This is a genomic window from Erwinia sp. MYb416, from assembly GCF_037479575.1.
Classification (GTDB): domain Bacteria; phylum Pseudomonadota; class Gammaproteobacteria; order Enterobacterales; family Enterobacteriaceae; genus Erwinia; species Erwinia rhapontici.
The window spans coordinates 179464-202059 of the sequence record NZ_JBBGYT010000439.1 but is presented as its reverse complement, the minus strand read 5'-3'; the positions used below and the strand labels follow the sequence as shown (position 1 = coordinate 202059).

22 protein-coding genes, 1 tRNA gene and 2 pseudogenes are annotated in these 22596 nt (G+C 44.9%); 8 read left to right on the top strand and 17 right to left on the bottom strand.

Annotation, left to right across the window (positions count from 1 at the left end):
* Positions 1-4 precede the first annotated feature (4 nt).
* The 4 genes and pseudogenes from WH277_RS19760 to WH277_RS19745 form a co-directional block, all read right to left on the bottom strand.
* Positions 5-430 carry a hypothetical protein gene (locus WH277_RS19760; RefSeq protein WP_339506564.1) on the bottom strand — a complete coding sequence of 142 codons (426 nt, stop codon included), beginning with the start codon at positions 428-430 and terminating at the stop codon, positions 5-7.
* 55 nt (positions 431-485) lie between these two features.
* A complete protein-coding gene (locus WH277_RS19755; protein ID WP_339506562.1) occupies positions 486-857 on the bottom strand; it encodes a hypothetical protein in 372 nt (123 codons plus the stop codon).
* 225 nt (positions 858-1082) lie between these two features.
* Positions 1083-1442: pseudogene (locus tag WH277_RS19750) on the bottom strand (integrase core domain-containing protein); the annotation flags it as partial.
* Positions 1418-1561: pseudogene (locus tag WH277_RS19745) on the bottom strand (transposase); the annotation flags it as partial. The pseudogenes WH277_RS19745 and WH277_RS19750, both read right to left, overlap by 25 nt.
* Before the next feature lie 391 nt (positions 1562-1952).
* Between WH277_RS19745 and WH277_RS19740 the strand changes: the two are divergent.
* Genes WH277_RS19740 through WH277_RS19720 form a run of 5 tightly spaced genes read left to right on the top strand, consistent with a single transcriptional unit; the run spans position 1953 to position 5856 of the window.
* The gene (locus WH277_RS19740) at positions 1953-2681 is read left to right on the top strand and encodes a hypothetical protein (RefSeq protein ID WP_167863723.1); all 729 of its coding nucleotides are present in this window, start codon (positions 1953-1955) and stop codon (positions 2679-2681) included.
* Positions 2681-3292 carry a TIR domain-containing protein gene (locus WH277_RS19735; protein WP_167863724.1) on the top strand — a complete coding sequence of 204 codons (612 nt, stop codon included), beginning with the start codon at positions 2681-2683 and terminating at the stop codon, positions 3290-3292. Before WH277_RS19740 ends, WH277_RS19735 begins: the two co-directional genes overlap by 1 nt.
* Before the next feature lie 41 nt (positions 3293-3333).
* Positions 3334-3846, top strand: a complete 513-nt coding sequence (locus tag WH277_RS19730; RefSeq protein WP_339506559.1) for a TIR domain-containing protein — start codon at positions 3334-3336, stop codon at positions 3844-3846.
* 1 nt (position 3847) lies between these two features.
* Positions 3848-5041, top strand: a complete 1194-nt coding sequence (locus WH277_RS19725; RefSeq protein WP_167863726.1) for a toll/interleukin-1 receptor domain-containing protein — start codon at positions 3848-3850, stop codon at positions 5039-5041.
* Positions 5038-5856: a hypothetical protein gene (locus WH277_RS19720; RefSeq protein WP_167863727.1), complete on the top strand. Its 819-nt coding sequence runs from the start codon at positions 5038-5040 to the stop codon at positions 5854-5856. Before WH277_RS19725 ends, WH277_RS19720 begins: the two co-directional genes overlap by 4 nt.
* A gap of 249 nt (positions 5857-6105) precedes the next feature.
* Here WH277_RS19720 and WH277_RS19715 read toward each other — a convergent pair whose 3' ends face one another.
* From WH277_RS19715 to WH277_RS19690, 6 genes are all read right to left on the bottom strand, one after another.
* Positions 6106-7893, bottom strand: a complete 1788-nt coding sequence (locus WH277_RS19715) for an ATP-binding protein (RefSeq protein WP_339506552.1) — start codon at positions 7891-7893, stop codon at positions 6106-6108.
* Positions 7894-8245: 352 nt separating this feature from the next.
* Positions 8246-8908: an Nmad2 family putative nucleotide modification protein gene (locus tag WH277_RS19710; protein ID WP_339506550.1), complete on the bottom strand. Its 663-nt coding sequence runs from the start codon at positions 8906-8908 to the stop codon at positions 8246-8248.
* On the bottom strand, positions 8902-9393 hold the full coding sequence (locus WH277_RS19705; RefSeq protein ID WP_167863730.1) for a TIR domain-containing protein: 492 nt from the start codon (positions 9391-9393) through the stop codon (positions 8902-8904). Before WH277_RS19705 ends, WH277_RS19710 begins: the two co-directional genes overlap by 7 nt.
* 21 nt (positions 9394-9414) lie before the next feature.
* Positions 9415-10446, bottom strand: coding sequence for a nucleotide kinase domain-containing protein (locus WH277_RS19700; RefSeq protein ID WP_339506548.1), 1032 nt, complete (start codon positions 10444-10446; stop codon positions 9415-9417).
* Entirely contained in the window at positions 10439-10993 is a 555-nt protein-coding gene (locus tag WH277_RS19695) for an adenylate kinase (protein ID WP_339506547.1), read from the bottom strand. The genes WH277_RS19700 and WH277_RS19695 overlap by 8 nt, the downstream gene beginning before the upstream one ends.
* Positions 10990-12036 carry a thymidylate synthase gene (locus WH277_RS19690; protein ID WP_197931262.1) on the bottom strand — a complete coding sequence of 349 codons (1047 nt, stop codon included), beginning with the start codon at positions 12034-12036 and terminating at the stop codon, positions 10990-10992. The genes WH277_RS19695 and WH277_RS19690 overlap by 4 nt, the downstream gene beginning before the upstream one ends.
* A 953-nt stretch (positions 12037-12989) precedes the next feature.
* On the opposite strand from WH277_RS19690, the gene WH277_RS19685 reads away from it, so the two are divergent.
* The gene (locus WH277_RS19685; RefSeq protein ID WP_167863734.1) at positions 12990-13922 is read left to right on the top strand and encodes an ArdC family protein; all 933 of its coding nucleotides are present in this window, start codon (positions 12990-12992) and stop codon (positions 13920-13922) included.
* Positions 13923-14007: 85 nt separating this feature from the next.
* On the opposite strand, the gene WH277_RS19680 is transcribed toward WH277_RS19685, so the two are convergent.
* A tRNA-Asn gene (locus WH277_RS19680) sits at positions 14008-14083 on the bottom strand.
* Positions 14084-14445: 362 nt separating this feature from the next.
* Here WH277_RS19680 and WH277_RS19675 point away from each other — a divergent pair.
* Positions 14446-15882 (top strand): glycoside hydrolase family 1 protein, encoded by a 1437-nt coding sequence (locus WH277_RS19675; protein ID WP_339506544.1) that lies wholly within the window; start codon positions 14446-14448, stop codon positions 15880-15882.
* 44 nt (positions 15883-15926) lie between these two features.
* On the opposite strand, the gene WH277_RS19670 is transcribed toward WH277_RS19675, so the two are convergent.
* From WH277_RS19670 to WH277_RS19655, 4 genes are read right to left on the bottom strand one after another with little or no spacing between them, the layout of a single operon-like run.
* Positions 15927-16718, bottom strand: coding sequence for a metal ABC transporter permease (locus tag WH277_RS19670; RefSeq protein ID WP_339506542.1), 792 nt, complete (start codon positions 16716-16718; stop codon positions 15927-15929).
* 44 nt (positions 16719-16762) lie between these two features.
* On the bottom strand, positions 16763-17617 hold the full coding sequence (sitC, locus tag WH277_RS19665; protein WP_133841677.1) for an iron/manganese ABC transporter permease subunit SitC: 855 nt from the start codon (positions 17615-17617) through the stop codon (positions 16763-16765).
* Entirely contained in the window at positions 17617-18420 is an 804-nt protein-coding gene (locus WH277_RS19660; protein WP_212812947.1) for a manganese/iron ABC transporter ATP-binding protein, read from the bottom strand. Before WH277_RS19660 ends, sitC begins: the two co-directional genes overlap by 1 nt.
* Complete coding sequence (locus tag WH277_RS19655) at positions 18417-19328, bottom strand: metal ABC transporter substrate-binding protein (protein WP_339506540.1); 912 nt, start codon at positions 19326-19328, stop codon at positions 18417-18419. Before WH277_RS19655 ends, WH277_RS19660 begins: the two co-directional genes overlap by 4 nt.
* A gap of 947 nt (positions 19329-20275) precedes the next feature.
* On the opposite strand from WH277_RS19655, the gene WH277_RS19650 reads away from it, so the two are divergent.
* Positions 20276-21736 carry a methyl-accepting chemotaxis protein gene (locus WH277_RS19650; RefSeq protein ID WP_339506538.1) on the top strand — a complete coding sequence of 487 codons (1461 nt, stop codon included), beginning with the start codon at positions 20276-20278 and terminating at the stop codon, positions 21734-21736.
* Between the two features lie 127 nt (positions 21737-21863).
* Here WH277_RS19650 and WH277_RS19645 read toward each other — a convergent pair whose 3' ends face one another.
* Both WH277_RS19645 and WH277_RS19640 read right to left on the bottom strand, forming a co-directional pair.
* A complete protein-coding gene (locus WH277_RS19645; protein ID WP_171149797.1) occupies positions 21864-22130 on the bottom strand; it encodes a hypothetical protein in 267 nt (88 codons plus the stop codon).
* A gap of 23 nt (positions 22131-22153) precedes the next feature.
* The gene (locus WH277_RS19640; RefSeq protein ID WP_339506536.1) at positions 22154-22555 is read right to left on the bottom strand and encodes a hypothetical protein; all 402 of its coding nucleotides are present in this window, start codon (positions 22553-22555) and stop codon (positions 22154-22156) included.
* Positions 22556-22596: the final 41 nt, after the last annotated feature.

Sequence of the window (22596 nt, the reverse complement as noted above, 5' to 3'; positions counted from 1 at the left end):
CCTATTATAGAGGATGTGAAATCTTGAGCTCATTTGATCTACTGGCGCTAATTTGACGCTCCATCAATTGTGCTTCATGTAAAGCTGCGGCACTAAAACTTTTACCAGTTAGAAGAGTGTCAATCGCTTTAAATAATGACGAATCAAACTGGTTATGAAGCCATTGATATCTCCCCCAACGGAGTTTTTTAAACTCAGAAAAACACTCTTTACCAAATGCAACTAAAATTAAATTTTCAATATTGGAATCGCAATGCCATGCCACTTTGGATGGCTCCTCTTTTCCTGCCTTTAATAAATAAATGGAACGCATCAGAATAGTACAGTAAGTAGAGTAGAGCGCCCACACAAACTCACCAATATGTGGCCTTACCAACTTAACGTCTTCAGAACTTGCATTGATTAAATGGGTCAGATCAAATTGCTCCAATTCATGTTAATATTTATATAATCGTGCATCAGTATAAAATTTTTTCATTTCTTCATCAGTGAGAATGTCCGTAAAAAGACACAACTCCAGGAAATTTTTTGCGAAAGTCGATTATCCCCTTCCAAAGAATATCGACTGCATCAATTTTTCTTGAAATTGTTGCTTTTTGTACCTCAGAGAAAGACGAAGCAGCGATTTTTAATATGTTTGATTGTCGCTCTAATTCTGCCTTCATATCTGTAAGATGAGCATCGCCTTCTGTTTTAAGTTCAGCTTTAAGCCTCTCTAATTTATTATCATATTCATTTTTAATGCTTAAATGAATTCGGTTTCCAATCCAGGCTCTAAAAAGCCATCCAACGCCAGCCAGAAATACTAGGCTGAAAGCGGTGGACGTAATCGTTTGTAAAAGTAAATTTCCCAACATCTCAATTTTTAATCCCCGTTTTTTGTTTATAGCTGTGAGAAAGTATCGTAATTTAATGCGGAAAATCCTACCATTTTATACTGAAAAGTACTATAACCTAATGAATTTATGGGTGTAATTTATTTTGTGAGGTATCTATTTATTCTCTTGCTTTTGTCTTGCAAGTATCCGAGTAATGTATTTGAATATTAAGAACATAAAAGTTCAAATGTAAGCATACCCGTTTTAGTTCCACACACTTTTTGAGATTTCCGGTTTCTCAGCCATCAGCTGGTATTCTTCCGGCGTCAGGTTATTCAGAGATTCATGGGGACGCTCGCTGTTGTATTCTGTCAGCTAGCGTGCCGTTATTTCCCGTGCTTCATTCAGCATTCTGAACAGGTAAAAATCTAGTACTTCTGTCCGGTATGTCCGGTATGTCCGGTTAAAACGTTCAATAAACGCATTATGAGTGGGTTTACCCGACCTGATAAATCCCAGCACCACACTGTGGACTTCGGCACATTGCGCCAGAGCCAGAGATACGAGTTCCGGCCCGTTATCCATCCGCATTTTCAGCGGATACCGCCAAACTTCTCTTTCCAATTGTAATAGCTGGCTTCTGAAATACCCGCTTCGCGGCAGACATCCTTAACGGTGCGTCCGGCTTCGACGGACTTCAAAACGGCAATGATCTGATGCTCAGTGAATCGGGTTTTGCGTATGGCGATCTCCTTCAGGGGCATAATCAGTATGTCGGAAGATCTCTAAAAGTGAACGGTTCCTTTTGCAGGGATACCTACAATTATGTTTTAGTGATCTGCTACAGTCCTGCATTGCAACAAACAGCTAGCTGATGAAGATATCCACTGCTTGTCTAGAGAAAACTCCAATGCAATCCACCAGATATATCTAAATTTTTAGTCGGGCTGTAAAAAGTGAAATTGGTATCCTAAAGGATTTCGGATAAATCCGAATCAGGGTATAGTAGTCTCTGAGTATTAATGAATAGTTGTGTTATGAAGTTGTAACTCATTGATAATAAAGAATAATATTTTTTATAAGTTTGTTGACAAAAATGCAACTTGATTGAAATTTTTTCATAAGGATTCGCTTATGGCTAGGGGATTGTTACTAGTTGGAATTATTTTAATAGCAATTATTTTAATGGGGTGCTTCTCTTTTCTACCGGCCTCACAATGGTGGTTTATCAAAAATATCATATCAAATTTTGATTTTGTAAAAGCGCTCCTTTCAATTCTAATATTAACATTGATTACTATATTTTTGTTTTTCGGTATTTTAGAGAAAAAATATTCATTAAAGTTAGAAAAACTAACTTTCGGTGGGTTAAATATTTTATTTGATAGTTCTGACTTGCTATATAAAAGATCTGTTCGAAATTTTCTTGATACTAAAAGGAGTGTATTCAAAATTGATCCACATTCTGACTCATTTGAAGAGGTTTTTAACTCTTTATATGATATCTATAATTTCATTCGTATTGAAATAAGAGTGCTGGATGTTAAGCGGAAAAGAGATATAGAGTTGTATCTTATATCTAATAAAATACTAAAAAAACTGAATCAATTGCTAACCAAACATCAGAATAATTACAGGCGTTGGCATAAGTACATCTCAACAAACGATATTGTATTGACGAGGGATAAAGATTCTAATGGTGAAAATGTTTCTTTAATTTATCATTTAACACCAATTGGAATAATCCAGACTCATTACTATCATTTCAGCCAATTGATGGCTGATTTTGAATGCATTAATAAATTTTTCTGTGAGGAAATTAGTGTTATTTTTGACATCGATATTGCTAAGTGGGAGGAGTAATGCATAAAACTTTTCTGAGTTATCATCATGCAAACGAACAAGATTTGAAGGACGGAATCATTGAAGCATTTGGTGGTGCGTCATTTATTGACAAGTCCGTAAGTGACGGGGATATCAGCACTAATGTCAGTGAAGATTACATTATGAGGAAAATTCGGGAGGACTATCTTGGTGACTCTACCGTAACAGTAGTACTCATAGGTACAGAAACTGCCAACAGACCTTTCGTTAACTCAGAAATTCAGGCATCTTTATGGGGGGCAAATCCTGCTGGATTAATCGGTGTAATTAGAGATGAAATATATTCGAGCGTATTTAGCTCTGGTGTGTGTAGTGATATTTTTTGCAATTGCGGCATTGGACTTAGAACCATTGATTGGGGTTATGAACATTATCTCCCTTGGTTAATTAAAAAAAACCATAGCTTTTCAAAAGTCGTCCCTCACTATGAGGATATGGATGTTTACTGCTCACTAGTTAACTATTCAGATTTTATAGGGAATAGTGAATTTTATATTAACCAGGCATTTGATAAAAGAAATGTTATGGAACCAGCAGCAAAGAAAAATCCCGCGGACGTCCCGGCTATAAGAACTAATTTACTATGGTGATGAGATTGTTTTTACGCTAAGATAAATTTAAGAGATCAGATATGTATAATAGCAAAGTAATTAAAAGAAAGGTTTTTTTAAGTTACCACCATGATGGTGACCAATATTACTATAATGAATTCTCAAAAAAATTTCATGATGAATATGAGGCTGTAACGGATAATTCCCTTAATCGTCGAGTTGATAGTGAGGATATTGACTATGTCAAGCGACGTATTCGTGAGTATTATATCACAGGGACTTCATGTTCTATTGTCTTGGTCGGTAATGAATCATGGGGGAGTAAATATATTGACTGGGAAATTAACGCGACGCTTGATAAACAACATGGACTTATTGGTGTCCAGTTGCCAACATTGTTATCAAATTCTTCTGGACGAGTGAATGTGCCCGCTCGACTCAGTGATAATATTGATTCTGGATATGCACTGTGGGTAAGTTGGGTTAATTTTACAGCTAATATTTCGTCGTGTAGGGGATATATCGAACAAGCCAATTGCCGTAGTAATACTCTGATAAGAAATACTCGTGAACGCCGCTTAAGGAATGCATAATATGCTTGAGACGAATTTAGCAAAACCATTTCTTGTTGTTTATATCATTTGGCACCCGGATTTCGCCGGTGGTGCTGGACTGGCTGAAATATTGCGGGGACACTTTCGTCGGGAACTCTATCAGAACGTTGCTGGAGGAACCGGTTTAAGTGTTATTTTTCGTTCTGAGCCTCTACCTGAAACGCGGAAGCCATTGCCGATCAATTTTTCAGAATCAGAGACCACCGCAGTCCTTATACTTGCAGAATCATGTATGGCAAATGATCCTGAATGGGGGACTTACCTTCGGGAGCTATCAATACAGTCGGAAATAGCTGGACTGGGTACACATCTTTTCCCCATTGCTATTGAAGGAGAAGGATTAAATCTTGGACTGGAAGAACAGGCATTGCGCTGGGACCAATGGATACAGGATGGGAGCAACAATACAGCAAATCTTCATATACGATTGATTAGTGAGCTTACATACGAATTTTGTAGGATGCTGCGCCATTACCTGGAGCATCTGAAACAACCAGAAAAAGATGAAGATGATTTGCTTAATTATCTCAAGAAGGTTCAGATATTCCTTAGCCATTCTAAACATGATGAAGATGGAGAGCGGATTGCTCGTTTGATACGTGAGAAATTACATAGTGGACATGGGTTAAGTTCATTCTTTGATGTCCATGATATCCCTGCCGGGCTTCGGTTTCATCAGGTGCTATTGAAACAGCTGGCGCAAAGCGCAGTTGTTGCCATACATACCGACTCTTATTCTTCGCGTGAATGGTGTCGCCGAGAGATTATAGAAGCTAAACGTAATAGTGTACCTTTAGTTGTTGCCAACTGTATTAGCGAATTGGATGAAAGGGGATTTCCTTATATGGGAAATGTCCCCATAGTGAGAATGGATCCCCAGCAGACTGAACGAATTAATATCATTATTGCACGCCTGCTTGATGAGGTTCTGAAAGATTTTCTGTGGCGTTGTCGTATACAATTGATTAATACTGAACAAAGTGCAGTGCAGTTTGTTCCACGTGCGCCGGAGTTAATTTCACTTGCTGGTTTAAAGTTCCCCGGTATTGGGCAGCCTACAATTGTATATCCTGACCCCCCCTTAAGTTCCGAAGAGGAGCGATTATTTGAAGAAGTTAAACCCGGTATCAGGCTTAGAAGTTTTACCGAATGGCTGGCAGAGGGAACATCATGACTTATCGTGAAATGCTTAGTCAGCATGTTATTGCAATATCTACATCAGATAGCCCAGATATGCCTGTATTGGGGTTAAGTAAACAGCATTTATATGACGCGATGACAGAAATTGCGCGTCATTTATTAGCCTTGGGAGCCCGGATTGTTTATGGCGGAGATCTACGTGCAAATGGTTTTACTGAACTGTTATTTGAGTTAGTAGCACGCCATAGAAGAGATGCCGATGAGGGGGATGAACGTTCCAGTATATTGAACTATCTTGCATGGCCGGTGCATATGCAAAAAGATGCCAGTGACTTGGAAAGGCTCAGTGCGGACCTGAAAGGAATGGCAAGACTTGTTTTGTTCAATCGGGATGGCGAGCAGTTGCCAATGGCAGAACGAGCCCATTACATAGCAACTATTCCTTCTGATGAAGATTGGGCAATAGGTTTGACAGCAATGCGACATGCTATGTTACAAGACACACATGCCCGTATTATTCTTGGCGGGCAGGTTGATAAGTATAAGGGGGCAATGCCCGGTATAGCAGAAGAGGCTGTATTATCACTTCGTGCTAAACAACCCCTTTTTATTATGGGAGGCTTTGGTGGATGTGCAAAAGATATCACGGAGTGTCTGAATATTGTGGAATCTGATGGAATGCAGCAACGCAACTGGGGAGGGCGGGAAGAATTTGTTGGTTTCTCTTTCCAGGATCTTAATAACGGCCTCACTGAGGAAGAAAATACTGTGCTAGCACAGACTCCGCATGTGGACCAAGCTATCGCTATGATTTTGAGAGGGCTTTTTCGATTAGTAAAACGTAGCTGAAAAAAGACTTTAAATTCCATTATCATTATATGTATTAGCTTAGACTTCCTTTGGCACTCTTGCGGCACGGAGCTAAACCTAATCTAATATGTAGTTCTGTGCTAGTGGCGACAAGCCAGTACACATAGTAGCCTTTTAATTTGTATAAGTAACAGAAGTGCCGAAGGATAAGCCAACATTGTGAGACGATGACGATATGCAGAGCAATCATTATAATATTAAGGAAGAGCCGCAATCGCGGCCCAAATGTTATAATCTCGTATATATAGCATTGAACCATGTTAATATCTCGCCTTTTGCATCACATGCAGTGAGCATTTGATAACTCATTTTTGCTGTAGCAAATGTATTAATCTTCTTCTTCGCTTTACTTTCATTATAACGTGTTAAAGTGGATACTGCTGTCGAGACATCTGTCGTATCATCTATGGTTATTTTTACACCAAACACCGCCTGAATAGCATCAGGGTGTAAATAATTTTCCATTTCCCTTTTTACAGTCATGAATGCGATGGAACCATCATTTCTTGCATTTACTGAATTACATTCCTTTTCATACTGAGGAGGGATGGCAACATCTCTATCATAGATGTGAACCTCTGGTTTACTTAGAATTTTTAAGTAATTATTATTAACCCAATCTTTAAGAGTATGCCCGCCCATTGGAATGAAAACTATACGTGGATCATTTATCATATCAGGAACATTTGGAACACCATGGTCGAGATAAATTTTACCGATGTTCTTTAAAAAGTTTATATCATTAGGGCCTTCAACGCATACAAGAACAGATGCCCTACTATCAGGGTATACGCCAAGATCATTCGCTATGTTCTTTAGCACATCATCATCACCATTTTTAACTTCCAAACCATTATCGAGTGTTCGGGTTATATGGCGTAGAGACTCTGTAGGTATCTTTTCCACAAGTGCAGGTACGTGGGTGGTAATTAACACCTGGCATTTATCAGCATTTGCTAATTCTTGAAATGCATCAATAAGTAGTCTTTGATTAGATGGGTGTTGAGAAGTTTCAGGTTCTTCTATTGCATAAATAACTCCTTTATCCGGGAATTCTTTTTGCAATCTTTCTGCTTCTGCTTTAAAGAAACTAATCAGAACTAAGCGTCTAACACCACTACCACGTTTATTGATAGCTATTCCTCTATCATCTTCTAATGTTAGCTTGAAAATATTTTCCCACTTAGGTTCCACTTTAAATTTTGGGATTAACCCGGCAGCAAGATTAGGAGATATATCATGTAAATGTTTAATTGTATTTTCAGCCACTTCAACTGCATGTTCTTTTATGCTTTCTTTAATTGATTCAAGTTGAATATCAATCTTCTGCAATGCTGTTTGGACCGCTGACTTCATAGGGTCCTGTACTTCTGATTCTTCATCGGTACTCGGTCTATCTGCGCGAAATAATGCAAAGTGGGGGAGTTTGTCATATATTTTTTCACAAATAACCTTGCCCTCCTCAGCATTTAATTTAACGAAGATTTCTTTAAGCTTCAAATCTCCAACTTTCCTGTAAATTTCTTGTCTTAAACTAACATTTGATCTTTTATCCGCCCCATCCACGCCAATAGATTCGGCAATTACTTTAAGTTCATCATTTTTTTTGGCAAGTAAAGATTTCGCACTTTTTACTGAGGGAGCCATACATTTAGCTTGAACGCTGCCAGATCCCTTACCTTTTGCAAAAACTCTATATATCTCCAGCTTTCCATTACTATTTAATAAATATTCTTCTCTAAGGTTAGTTATAGACGTGGCATCCAAAACTATAGGTATATCAGCCCCTGAAAAGATACAACCAATTGACACGTCTTCATTTTCCATGCTATCGACACACTTATCGGTAGCATCATATTTACATAGTTTATGTTCAAAGAAGATACCAAGTGCGTCTAGGATAGTTGTTTTACCAACATCATTACGACCAACTAATGCAGTTAATGAGTTAATGTCAATGCTATGTTGTCCATGATAGCCACGGAAGTTCCTTAAGATTAGTTTTTCAAGTTTCATTAAAATCTCCATTTTTAAACATTAAAATTATATTTTAAAAAAAATTAATGCATTCAAAAAATCGTTTAAAAATAATTGATTTTTGTTGTGGTAGAAGTAATAATCACATTTTACAAAATTAATTCAATCAAAGTATTGGATAAGACGATTTTTCTCTTTAATAAAACGGATCACTACGAATTGAGCAATAGATACTTTATGAAATACGCGGAAAAATAGTAATGTTTTGCTCATTCTAGACCTGATGCTCCTTCAGATTAGCAAGTTCGAAAGATAAGAGAAAATTGCGATAGTCTAACAAAATTATTTCACTTCTACTTTTAAAAACATGGAACAAAAATATATGTACTTATTAATAAAGTTCTCCAGTTCCCTGATCTACACGTTTATAGAAATCGGAAAAATTACATGGGTCAGATATAATTAAATTTTTATCACTACGACAATCAAATTCTATTTTATTTATAAGGTTAATGGCTGGTATAGTATAATTTAAAGAGATCTTTTTATAGTTTCTAATTCTATGATATTCAATTGAGTCTAAGTCTACTTCAATCGCTTTATTACCGAAATAATAAAAATGATCTGAAATAAGCACGTTATTAGAACTAGTGTCTCGTTCAAGATTTGTCATATTAAATGAACCATCAGCATTGCTATGATGAGAATCTTCTTGTATCCATTCATTTTTTTCATTTTGATGATAGATATTATCGCCCAGAATTTGTACATGACTACCATTTCTAGCCGGCTTTTTGATAGAGAACCTTGTGTCCTCCCAATAACCATTGAAACTAATTTTTTCTGAAACTTTCATTAATAGGATACATTTTTTTTTAGCTAATTTTAAATTAGCTCCACCAACTCCGAGTATCCAATCACCCACTTTAGCCGACTTTCTAATTCCAGGTTTGCATGTTGCCAAGGTGCAAACTCCATGAAATGGATTGGGTGCAAAACCAAAGTCTCTCGTTATTGCATAGACATAAAGGTGAGAGTTAGGCTCAATTAGCATACGACATTCCCACCTTGAGCTTTATCACGATCCGTACCATCAGGTTTTTCAAAGGAAGTTTTACCTTCAAGTGCGTTGATAATGGCGTCACTTCTCCAGGCCACTATAGAGGTTGAATACTTTTCGAGATTCTCTGGTAGTTTTACATCGCCTTTTAAACCATTTTCATATACACCTATAATTGGTTTTCCAAGTTGATGAGCTACTTGAATTTCCCAGTTTACCCAAGGTCTGGTATGTGTTTCTTTCCCGATAACAACTATAACTTGACTAGCCCACCTCATTTTCATTCTAAGTAAACGTGCAATCGTTCTATCACTAAGTTTTTTTTCCTCAACTCGTCGCTGGTTTTCAGGTTTCATTCTGATAGAACTATTACGTAAATGATAACCTTTTGCAGCAGCTAAACGAGAAACTCCATCAACACTAGCGTCATCTTTATGATGATGGCTAACAAAAACATTTTTCTTAATTTCTTTAACCATTTTAAAATCCTTTGTAATTTGCTAATTATAAAATAATTCTATATTATTACTCTGATAATGATACTTTTGTTTAGGTCTTTTATTGTTAAATTTAGTTCGGCATCTTTTATCTATTTCGCATGCACCACTATTTTCCATATCCATTAAGGTGTAAACTCTTTCTTCTTTAGGCATGAAATGGAATATTTCATCCATGTTCCAGTTTTCATTGTATTTTTCTGCTATGTTATTTTGGTTAATAGTAAACCAGAACAAACACTCTTCGCTATTCATTCCATCTCTATTAGAAAAAATCCAATTTATTCCTCTTTCACAACCAGGGCCTGAAATAACAAAATTCAACTCTGTAAACGGAAAATTGGCTATGTATGTCAGATCTATGAAAATTTGATATGCTAGAAAATCCCCAATCCCTGAAAATGATTTTAAATGTTCAAAAACTTCAAACTGATTTCTTGATGATTTTACACCATTAACGATTTTATCTTGGTTATAATAAACAAATTTTATCATTCTAATTACCATGTCATTTTCCGTTGCGCCCTCGATATTCTCTAAGTATTTCCCGAAATTAAATTTCGGACCTCCTAAAATGTAGGCTGCACTAAAAAATACATAGCCTGGTTTTTTTGTGGATATATTGAGAATCTTTTCCCTGATCTTTTCATTAATATCACGAGTCGTGATTTTTTTGAAATAAAAGGGCGCATCAATTTCATTTAACGTATCGCTTTTATTGACCACTCTAAATAAAAATGAATTGAGTATTTTATTTTCATAACTCAATTCATTATTGCTTGTTATGTTTTTTAATAACCATTTGGTTTCTTTGTCCCATGTTCTTTTAGTATTTACAAATTTATAGTTTCTCAATATTTTGTCTTCTGTCCAATATGGCGGAAGGTTAAGTATCTCTTTCTTGTAATATATAGAGGTTCTCTCTCGTTGATGATAAAACCATTCCCTGATAACATCTTCATTTAAGATGGGTTTGGCGGTTTTAATTTTCATTTCTCTGACATTACAAAAAAGTTGATCGTTTTTACTATTCACTAAATAATACCTTTTCGAAGAATTTTTTAAAACTATCAATTCCGTTCACACTATTGTTAAAATGATAGTCTGATTTTGTTTTATTTTCATTAACATACTTGTCAATTTCGTATTTTTTATAATTATTATTTTCCCGTTCTATATGTACTATTGTGAACTGATTGTTCTTACACCATAATAATTCTTCATTTGATCTTATGTCAGTAATTATTATGTTTTTATTCACCCCTTCATTTTTCTCTAAAACTTTCAACTCTTCTGATAGCATTCTAATAAATATTTTTTCTTCAATTTCCCTTAGTTTGTCTAAGCTCAGCCATATATCTCTTGGTGAATGGTTGATAAAGTCGCCGGTAGGTAAGGTTATATTGAGTGGTAACATTTTCTTTTCAGGGCTATAATCCTTTTCCATCCAAGGGTAGATATAATTGGCCAATTTTTTTAGTTGATCGCTAAATGATAATCTAACAAATTCATAGTTGGATATTAGATAATTGGCAAGAAAATCTTTTCCACTACCAGATATTCCCATGAGTGCAATTTTCATAGGCGATCCTTATTAGAGTTATTAAAGTGATTGGAAGTTACGCTTAGATTGAAATCATTGCTTAACTTAGCTGTTAACTCTATCGGTTGGTTAAACCTTTCCTGAAAAATATATGATAAAGCTGCTTCTGCATATCCCCAAAGTAAATTTCTTTCAGTTTCTACAAAATGTTCAATAAATATTTTTTTTAGTTTTTCAGTTTCCTTGTCTATTGTGTCTATTTTATGTGCATTTTCTGTTATTATTCTTTGAAGGAATAAAACTATATCACAGAACAATGATTTTATATTTTGGAGTGATGGAGGGAATGATATTTCATCACCGTTAATCAAATCTGTCATTTGCTCTTCTTTTCTTTTGTATATTTCATTGGCTTGTCCTATTCTATCATCATATATATGAAGATTAGTTACAGACTGATGTAAGTATCCCAGTTTAATCTCGCTATCAACTTCCCTCTGTAACATTGAAAGTACTATCTCTTGAAGTAAACTAAACTCGAAAATATTTATATTGCTCACTCCAAATATTAGATCGCCACTTCTTTGGACTACTTTAATGTTTAAATTTTTATCAGGAGTGATAAAAAAATGAATTAAGTTATTACAAGGTATATCGACACTATGTTCTATGTTGTATAACTTTATGAGACTTTCACTTGTATCTCTGTCAGGCATGTATAAGCTAATAACCGCTCTTCTTGTAAATATTCCTTCGTTTTTGAATTGTTGGACGACATTTTCAAGTTGCCCGTGAGCGTATAGTCTTTCTCCATAAGCTGCTCGCCAAGTGACACCATCATCTGAGTATTTAGGCGCTCTTGGTAAAAAAAAAGTTAGATATGGTTTAATTCGGTTATCGCCAGAAAATACCCATATAGCTTCAGCAAATGTGGAGAAGATGTTATTTTTTCGACCTGCTAAACTTAAATGCCTTGATCTAGGGTTTCGCAAGATCATACTAACATCATAAATAGTTATAGCATCCCCATTCCTTGTCGAAACACGAACTCCTTCATTAAGCACTTTTTCTAGGAGTTTCATTATTACATCGTTAATAGTTTCTCCGTAAATGACGTGCATAAACAAACCCTCATGCTATAAAAATATTTTTCTGGTTGATATAGTTTATTGGACCTAATCCAGAATTTGGTCCAGCCATACTTTGGACTAACCGGATAGCACGTTTCAATCTCTTGCTGCTAAGAACAGGCTCGAACGTGATAGCCAATTGGCTTCCAAAGTAGAAAGTGAGACCTCGGCCCACGCTACCGCCCTCAGCTGCATAGGCACTGCACTTGTATGAATATTTACAAATGTTACTCATGTTATGGATTTGGTCAATCTGGCAATCAGATAATTACGAAACTTTAGGCTTATTACTTAAGTGGGAGAGCGAGTCGCTAGCGAGTAAGACCGCCTCTTATATGTACCAGAATCACAACTGACGATGCTGGTTACTATCAAAACCATAGTCACACTTGCGTAGCAAGCTGGGGCCGCTTGCTAAGCCCGGTTGCCCCGGTTACGACGTTGTGGGCTGCTTAAGAAATCTCTCACCCCGGATCCGGGTGGTGGTGGACAGACTGTACGATGCGTTCAATACAGAGACAGCCCGAAACAGGTAGTAATTGATGCTGGAACGAGACTATTTAAGAACAAACCGCCCCCGGTTAGCAGGATCGCCACTTCCGGCAGGAAAGCATGCTAACACCTACATGAAGTTCCTGTCAGTGCCGGTCCTAGACTCAACACCACCAATCTACTTTTCACCACTGCGGAGTAAGGGGCGCTACGCCCGGCTATGCAGGGGCAGTTTTTTCTCCTGTGCGCTTTTCGTTCCTGTATCGGCTTTCGGTTAATCGTTTCCCAACACAACCCGTCCTGCAAGGATAAATGGCACGCATTCTGCGTCCTTGCGTGCCGGAACGATGTCGGGAAAGCGAACCGTCAGGCGATACGAAGACGAAAATCACACCACTGACGGAGAAAAAATCATGACGATTTCCCTGCATACCCAGACTAGCGCCCCTAACACCGCAGCGGCGACCAGCGTATCCCCGCTGGAGCAGTCAGGCTCCTCAAAAACGAAATTTTCTAAAACCAGGACGGATATTTATCAGACAGTTACCGAGAGCATCATCACAGCGCTTGAAGCCGGTGTAAAACCGTGGTCCTGCCCGTGGCAGCGGGTACCGGGCACGTCAGGATTACCTACAAATTACTCAACTGGAGCGGCCTACAGTGGAATGAATATCATGTTGTTGTGGAGCAGTGCGTCCGAGCAGGGATTCAGCGATTCCCGCTGGATGACTTACAAACAGGCGCAAGCGGAAGGCGGGCAGGTGCGTAAAGGGGAACACGGCACTACCGCCATTTTCTATACCACACTGGAAAAGGAAAATGACGACGGAGAAACTGACTTTATCCCGATGCTGAAGACGTTCACCGTGTTTAATGTTGAGCAAATTGATGGTTTGCCTCTGAGTGACGAAGCCGTTTTCCCGGCAGAGACCTTTGAGCCGTTACCGCAGGTGGAAGCGCTTTTCCGTAACAGTGGTGCAACCATCATTGAGAAGGGACAAAACGCCTTTTTTGCACCGTCAACTGATGAAATCCGTTTACCTGAACGTTGTCTTTTTACCGATGCGGCCAATTTCTACGCCACCGGACTGCATGAGCTGGTTCACTGGAGCGGGGCAAAAAGCCGGCTGAACCGTGAAATGAAAGGAAAGTTTGGCAGTGAGAATTATGCTTTTGAGGAGCTGATCGCCGAGCTGGGAAGCGCGTTCCTGATGGCGGATCTGGGGATTGTCGGAGAGGTCCAGCATGAAAGCTATATCGCTTCCTGGCTGAAAGCACTGAAGAACGACAAACGCTATATTTTTTCAAAGCCACCAAGCGCAGCATCGAAAGCACATCGCTTTTGATGAATGACATCTGATCCCGCCACGATTGATACGCGCCAAAAACAAAAAGCCCGCTCAGGTTTCCCTGAGCGGGCTTCTCTAAATTTGGCTCCTCTGACTGGACTCGAACCAGTGACATACGGATTAACAGTCCGCCGTTCTACCGACTGAACTACAGAGGAATCGTGTGAACGAGGCGCATATTAATGATCCCGACCCTGGGTGTCAACGGCAAAAGTTACGATGGGCAACCAACTGCTGATGTTTGCAGCAACCTGATGATTTACTCAACATTTATCGTGTTTTATCGTCAGTAACCTCAGCCACAGGGCATGCTGCGAAAGTTATTCGTGCCAAAGCGCAGTGGGCGGGAGAGGGTAAGTTTTATCGCATGGTTCATTTCTGCAATCGGTTTCATGGTGCTGTTCACTCCACCGATTTTGCTCTACTATTTCTGCCGTTCAGGCGGTGCTGACGTCGGGTCAGGGCAGTGCGTTCGCGCTGCGGCGCCGCTAACTCTCCGTATCATTTAAGGAAAAGTGGCATGAAAGACAGGTTTCCGCAGGGCTTTATGTGGGGCGGCGCAACGGCTGCTAATCAGGTTGAAGGAGCATACGACGTCGACGACAAAGGCCTGTCGATTGTCGATGCCATCCCGGGCGGCAAACAGCGCCTGAGCATTGTGGCCGCACCAGAGTTCGACTTTACGCTGGATGAAACCCGCTACACCTATCCCAACCACAAAGGCATCGACCACTATCATCGCTTCCGCGAAGATATCGCGCTGTTTGCTGAGATGGGTTTCAAATGCTATCGCTTCTCGATTGCCTGGACGCGCATCTACCCTAACGGTATTGAACAGCAGCCGAACGAGGCGGGCCTCAGCCATTACGACCAGGTAATTGATGCCTGTATTGCACACGGCATTGAGCCGGTGATTACGATCTCCCACTACGAAATGCCGCTGCACCTGGCGACCGTGTTCGGTGGCTGGAAAAACCGTGAGGTGATCGGCCACTTTGAGCGCTTTGCCCGCACGGTGCTGGAGCGATTCGGCGACAAAGTGAAGTACTGGATGACCTTTAACGAGATCAACAGCGCCGCGCACTTCCCGATGATGAGCCAGGGGCTGACGGTGAAAACCGGCGCGCTGGAAGCGCAGGCGAAATTCCAGGGCTGGCATAACCAGTTTGTCGCCAGCAGCCTGGCGGTAAAAATTGCCCACGAAACCAACGCGCAGATCCAGATGGGCTGCATGATCCTGTTTGCCACCAACTACGCGTACGACTGTAATCCGCTCAACCAGCTGGCCTCGCTGAAAGAAACCCAGGCGTTTAACTTCTACTGTGCTGATGTGCAGGCGGGCGGGAAATATCCGTACTACGCCAAAAAACTGTGGCAGTCGCTGGGCGTGACGCTGGATATCCAGCCGGGCGATCTGGAACTGATCAAGCAGCACACCGTCGACTATATCGGTTTCAGCTACTACATGTCCTCCACCACTTATGCCACCGACCCGGATGCGGCAGCCGCCAGCGGCAACCTGCTCGGCGGGGCGCGTAACCCGTTCCTCGAAGCCAGTGCCTGGGGCTGGGAGATTGATCCGGTTGGCCTGCGCATTGCGCTGAACCAGCTGTACGACCGCTATGAGAAGCCGCTGTTTATTGTTGAAAACGGCCTGGGCGCGGTGGATGAGCCAGACGCTAACTTCAACATTGCCGATGACTACCGCATTAACTACCTGCGTAAGCACATTGATGCGATGGCGGAAGCGATTGACGATGGCGTTGAGCTGATGGGTTACACCCCGTGGGGGTGCATCGATCTGGTGAGCATGTCGACGGGGGAGATGAGCAAGCGTTACGGCTTTATCTATGTTGATCTGGACGACAAGATCAGCGGCACCGGCAACCGCTACAAGAAGAAATCCTTCCACTGGTATCAGAAAGTGATCGCCACCAACGGCCAGGATATCAGCTAAACCGACAGAAACGGCGTCCTGTGCAGACGCCGTTTTTTTACCTGTCAGGAGAGTACGACCATACGCTCGCGGCGCACCGACCAGATAAAGGCCGCGATAAACAGCAGGGCGAACAGCACGACAATGGTCGGGCCGGGGGCGCTGTCGAGGAAGAAAGAAAGATAGGTTCCACTAAAGCACACCACCACCGACAACAGCACCGCGCAGATCATCACGCTGGAGAAGCGACGCATCAGCAGAATGGCAATCGCACCCGGTGCAATCAGCAGGGCAATCGACAGCACAATCCCCACCGCTTTTAACGTCGCCACAATCGTCAGGGCAATCATACTCAGCAGGCCGTAGTGCAGCAGGGTGGTGTTCAGCCCGCTGGCTTTCGCCTGATGCGGGTCAAACGCATGCAGCACCAGGTCGCGCCATTTCACCCCGATAATCACCGCAATCACGCAGGCAATGCCGCCGCTTTGCAGCAGATCGCTGGTGGAGATCCCCAGCATATCGCCAAACAGAATATGGTCGAGATGCACCTCGGACTGGATCGAGATGTAGAGGATCAACCCTGCGGCAAACATCCCGGAGAAGACAATCCCCATCACCGTATCCTGCTTGATGCGGCTGTTCTCTTTCAGATAACCGGTGGCCAGCGCACAGAACAGTCCGGCGCAAAAGGCCCCGATGGCGAGCGGAATGCCGACAATCCAGGCGATCACCACACCGGGGAACACCGCATGGCTCATGGCATCGCCCATCAGCGACCAGCCTTTGATCACCATAAAGCTGGAGAGCAGGGCGCAGGGGATGGCGACAATCACCGAGATGGTCAGCGCCGTGTTCATAAAATCAAATTAAAACGGGCTTAACAGCAGTTCTGTCAGGTTCATCATGCCTCCTGCTGCGGGGCGGCTGCGCGACGGCGGCGGGCCAGCAGTCCGTGTTTAGGGGCAAACACAAAGGCGGTGAGAAACACCAGCGTCTGTGCCACGACAATAATGCCGCCCGTGGCGCCATCCAGGTAGTAGCTGATCCACGCACCGAAGAAGCTGGTAGTGCTGCCGATAGCGACGGCAATCATCAGCAGGCGCGGGAAACGGTCGGTGAGCAGATAGGCGGTAGCACCCGGCGTGACCACCAGGCAGATGACCAGGAATGCCCCCACGGTCTGCAACGCGGCAATGGTACAGGCGGCCAGCAGGGTGAAAAACAGCAGTTTCAGCCGCGTGGGGTTGAGCCCGACGGAGCGCGCATGGTTCTCGTCAAAGAAGGTCACCATCAGATCCTTCCATTTGATCAGCAGGATCAGCAGCGAGATAAAGCCAATCAGCGCCAGCTGAATGATATCTTCCGGGGCAATCGCCAGGATGTTGCCCAGCACGATGGTCTGAATGTTCACCGACGTGGGGTTGAGCGACACCATAAACAGCCCAAGGCCAAAGAAGGAGGAGAAGATCAGCCCGATAATCGCGTCCTCTTTCAGCCGGGTGCGCTGATTTAAAAACAGCATACTGCCCGCCGCCAGCCCGCCGGAGAGAAACGCGCCCAGGGCGAAAGGCAGCCCGAGCATATACGCCCCGGCCACGCCCGGTACGATGGAGTGTGACAGCGCATCACCAATCAGGGACCAGCCCTTGAGCATCAGATAGCAGGAGAGAAACGCACACACGCCGCCCACCAGCGCCGATACCCACATGGCATTCAGCATATATTGATAGTGGAACGGTTCCGCCAGCCACGCCATTAGCGATCCCCCTGCACCATGGAAAGCGCAGGACGCGCATCGCCGTCGCCGAACACCACGTCGCGCAGTGCGCCGCTAAAGGCGTTTTCCAGATTGGCACGGGTAAAGGTGGTGGCCGTCGGGCCGCAGGCCAGCACGGTGCCTTTCACAATCACCGTGTGGTCGCAGTATTCACTGACCGAGGCCAGATTATGGGTGGAGACCAGCAGGGTGCGGCCTTCCTCGCGCAGCTCATGCAGCAGGCTGATGATCTGGCGTTCGGTGTTGACGTCGACGCCGGTAAAGGGTTCATCCAGCAGGATCACCTGGCCGCGCTGGGCGATGGCACGCGCCAGGAATACGCGTTTCTTCTGCCCGCCGGAAAGCTCGCCAATCTGACGCTGACGAAACTCCGCCATGCCGACGCGCTCCAGGGCTTCTGTCACCAGGCGTTTATCTTCCGCACGCGCAATGCGCAGCATCCCCATATGGCCGTAGCGGCCCATCATCACCACATCTTCCACCAGTACCGGGAAGGACCAGTCAACCTCTTCAGACTGCGGCACATAAGAGACCATATTCTGCTTCAGTGCCTTGTGCGCAGGCTGGCCCAACAGGGTAATTGATCCACGTGAGAGCGGCACAAAGCCCATAATGGCTTTAAACAGCGTGGACTTACCCGAACCGTTAATCCCCACCAGGGCGGCGATGCTGCTGCCGGGTACCTGTAAGGTGGCATCGCGCAGGGCGGTATGCCCGTTACGATAGGTGACCGTCAGATCGTTAACCCGAATGCCGTCGGGTGCCGCCTGGGTAGTGTTCATTTTGCCAGCCCCTGCTGAATGCCTTTAACGATGGTGTCGCTGGTGACGCGCAGTAAATCGAGATAGGTCGGCACCGGCCCATCGGCGGCGCTGAGGGAGTCAACGTACAGCACGCCGCCGTAATGACTGCCGGTTTCACGCGCCACCTGGCGGGCGGCTTTATCGGAAACCGTGCTTTCGCTGAACACCGCCGGGATCTTCTCCTGCTTCACTTTATCGATCACTTTACGCACCTGCTGTGGGGTGCCCTGCTGGTCGGCGTTGATCGGCCACAGGTACAGCTCTTTCATCCCGAAATCACGCGTCAGATAGGAGAAGGCGCCTTCACTGGTCACCAGCCAGCGCTTATCGGCCGGGATACTCGCCAGAGCCTGCTGCACCGGGGCCACCGTGGCGCTGATTTTTTGTTTGTAAGCGGCGGCATTTTTACGATAGATATCGGCATTGGCCGGATCGTGTTTCACCAGCGCATCGCGGATGTTATCAACGTAGATCAGGGCATTTTTGGGTGACATCCAGGCATGAGGATTGGGTTTACCGCTGTAAGGCCCCTCGCTGATGCCCATAGGCACAATGCCGTCAGACACCACCACTTCCGGCACGCCGGAAAGGTGTTGATAAAAACGCTGGAACCACAGCTCCAGGTTCAGACCATTGGCGAGGATCAGCTGTGCGCCCTGGGCGCGTTTGATATCCCCCGGCGTGGGTTGATATTCGTGGATTTCTGCACCGGCTTTGGTGATGGAGGCCACGTCCGCGGCGTCACCCGCCACGTTTTTGGCCATATCGGCAATCACTGTGAAGGTGGTGATGACCTTGAATTTTTCCTGTGCCAGCGCGGGTGCCAGCGGCAAGGTGGCGAGCAGAGTGGCGCAGATCCACCTTTTTAACCGGAACTGAAAACGCATAGAAATCTCCCAGAAAGCGCTTAAAAATACGACGTAATTAGCAGTTGCTATAAGGTATAGCACAGGCTATATCTCCGTGTGAATGTTTTTTGTGTGGGATTACACTCTTTGACAATTAAAGGGGGGAGCCTGGCGGCGAGCCGAAGGGGGCGACCCTTTTTCCGGTCGACCCTTGGGGGATGGTTTGCACGATGGTTCAGGGCCAGGGCCAGGGCCAGGTCAACGTCAACGTCAAGGGCGTTTCGCTTTCCCGCTGCGCGGGCTGAGCGACCCAGGGTGGGCAGTCGCCCCCACCCTGGGGACCCGGGCTTGCGGCAGGCGCTGCGTCCACTGCGTGGATGCCTTCGCAAGCGTCGTTCACCGACGGACTGGTCGTGACGGCACATCCTTGTGCCGGCTCTCCCTCTCACCGCCGTCCTGGCGGTTCGTCCTGGTTCACTGTGCTTCCTCAGCGCTGCTGAATGCCGCCTCAACGTCAAAACCCAGGTCAAAACCCAAATCAATCAGCAAAGTCAGTCACGTCGTAGCGTTTTAAAACCCACAGCGAGCGCTATCTTGCGGGGAGGGGGCCAGATTGAGGTAAGCCGGACGTCACGCGACAGGACGTCGCGTGCCGAGGCCCGCAGGGATGCGGATTTTGCCGCTCCGGCGTGCTCAAACTGGCCCCGGACCTGAATCCGGACGGGAAGCCATTAATTTTTGTGGGGATCCCTCAGGGGGCGATCATCTTTTCCGAACGAGCCGTGCTGATGGAGTGTTCCAGGGATCAGGTCAGCTTTGCTGGCTGACCGGAACAGATGGTCAGCCACTACGGGTGAATGCCTCTCTTCTTTTATATTTAACTGCCTGAAAAATAGAAACACTATAAAGATCGGCGCCAACATGCCGTAACTGATCAGGTCATCTTAAATAAAAATCCCACTCATGCTGTCTCACGGAGGATGTTGATGCTGCAACTGCTCAGGAACATGAAGGTTGGCCGAAAACTGACGGCAGGTTTCGGTGTATTACTTTTTTTTGTCGCCGCCATTTGTTACTGCGGCTTTAGTGGTTTCAGCACGGCGGAAGATTCATCGGCACGTTTATCGGTGGTCGGCGCACTGTATGATAATGCCGGTGCCGTCAAGGATGGCTTGCAGGAGAACCCTGCCGTCGCGATGACGAAGCTGGCTGCGGTCAGCACCGAACTCGACAAAATCCACTCACTGATCCGCGAAGGCGACTGGCCAGCCCAGTACGCGCCCTTAGCCGACACCATACAGCAAGATATCGACGGCCTCCGTACCGATCTGCAAAGCACCGCTGCCCGCAATGATAAGTCCACCCAGGTGCGGATCTCGGGCCTGCTGGAAGACATCAATAAAATCTACGGGGCTGAAGAGTCGCACTCCGCTGAGCTGCTGGCCTGGAATCGCTGGCTGCTGGGTGTTCTCGGTATTGTCGCGATGCTGGTCGGCGTGATCGTTGCCGTCAGTATTCACCGGCAGATCGTTCCACCGCTGAATGAAGCCCTACAGGAGGCCAACCGTATTACTCATGGTGACCTGACAGGCACGCTGAATAGCGATCGTCAGGATGAAATCGGCCAGTTATTGCAGAGCATGGCGGGCATGAAGGCGCAGCTTAACCAGATTGTTCACCGCATCCAGGTGCGCACCAGTGAAATCGTCAATGCTGCGGATGAAATCTCCTCCGGCAACAGCAACCTGTCGGCGCGAACCGAAGAGCAGTCGGCCAGCGTTGAGCAAACGGCAGCCACGCTCAGCCAGTTGACCAGCACGCTCAGCCAGACGGCCGGGCATACCGGGCAGGCACATCAGCTGGCGACCAAAGCGGGCGGGATTGTCAGGCATAACGGGGAGTTGATGCGCTCCGTCACTCACCGTATGCAGGGCATCCATGATTCGTCTTCCCGGATGGCCGATATTATTCAGGTGATCGACAGCATCGCTTTTCAGACCAACATTCTGGCGCTGAATGCCGCCGTCGAAGCAGCCCGTGCCGGAGAATCCGGGCGCGGTTTTGCGGTGGTGGCGGGCGAAGTGCGCACGCTGGCAGGGCGCAGTGCCACCGCCGCGAAGGAGATCCGTGAGCTGATTGATCGTTCTGTTGGCCAGATTGACGAAGGTCGTGAGCTGGTGGGGAAAGCCGATGTAGCGATGCAGGATATGGTGCAGAACATTACCAGTATGGCGAGCCTGATGAGTGATATTGCGGGATCAAGCCATGAGCAGAGCGATGGTCTGGCGCAGATCAACAACACCATGAATCACATTGATGATGCAACCCAGCAAAATGCCGCCTTAGTGGAGCAGTCTGCCGCTGCCGCCGCATCGATGCAGGAACAGGCGCGCGATCTGATGGTGATGGTGGATGTGTTCCGGGTTGACCCTGTTTCATCAGCTTGATCGCTGAATAAAAAAGGCCCGCTCAGAAAAGCTGAGTGGGCCTTTGAGTTAGCGTGCAGTAGGTAGTGAATTGATCCCTGAACCTATCTGCTTCGTTACTGCGGGGTAACCCGCAATATCGGCACAATTACAACACTGGGGCATTAGGGTCCGGATCATCAATCAGCGCGCGAACCTTCGGTTCTGTTATTAATGAGCGCTCGCCAGCCAGATGGGAAATTTTTTTATATGACCCAATGTCTTTTGCGGTCAACAACGGACCCGCCTCAATGTTTCGCTCTTTAAGATCGTCATTAATCGCGCTCGCAATGGTACGGTCGCTCAAACCCGCTTTTGTCAGTCGTGCGATTTTCTGGAAGTTCCATTCACGTAAACCTGCAGCAATAATACCCATGATTTGCTTCTCCAAAAAGTGAGTTAGGTGTTATAAAAAAGTGACGACATGCTGCCAGAAGTGCTGCCACCGACTAACGCTCCTACGGTAGTGACAACCACTTTACCACCCGCCATTCCTAACCCTCCTGAGGCCAGACTACCTCCGCCTAATGCAGCAAGCCCTGCAGATGAGGCTGCTGCACCGCTTAGCGTACCACCTGCCATGCCGAGCCCTGCTGCACTTGCTACCGCGCCAATCGCGGGTGCCATGACTGCAGCGGCACCACCGGTAGCCACTGTTGCAGCGGCAATTGCGAGAGATTTTATGGGGTTTTCACTAATATAATCAAAGATATAACCAAGCATAACTGTCACCATTTTCTGCAGTAAGAGGCACCATGCCTCGTTGAGATAATGATAAACACGGGCCAGTAAAAAGGTCAAATTGCCATAAATAGATATTAATTTGATTTTTATTCATGTTT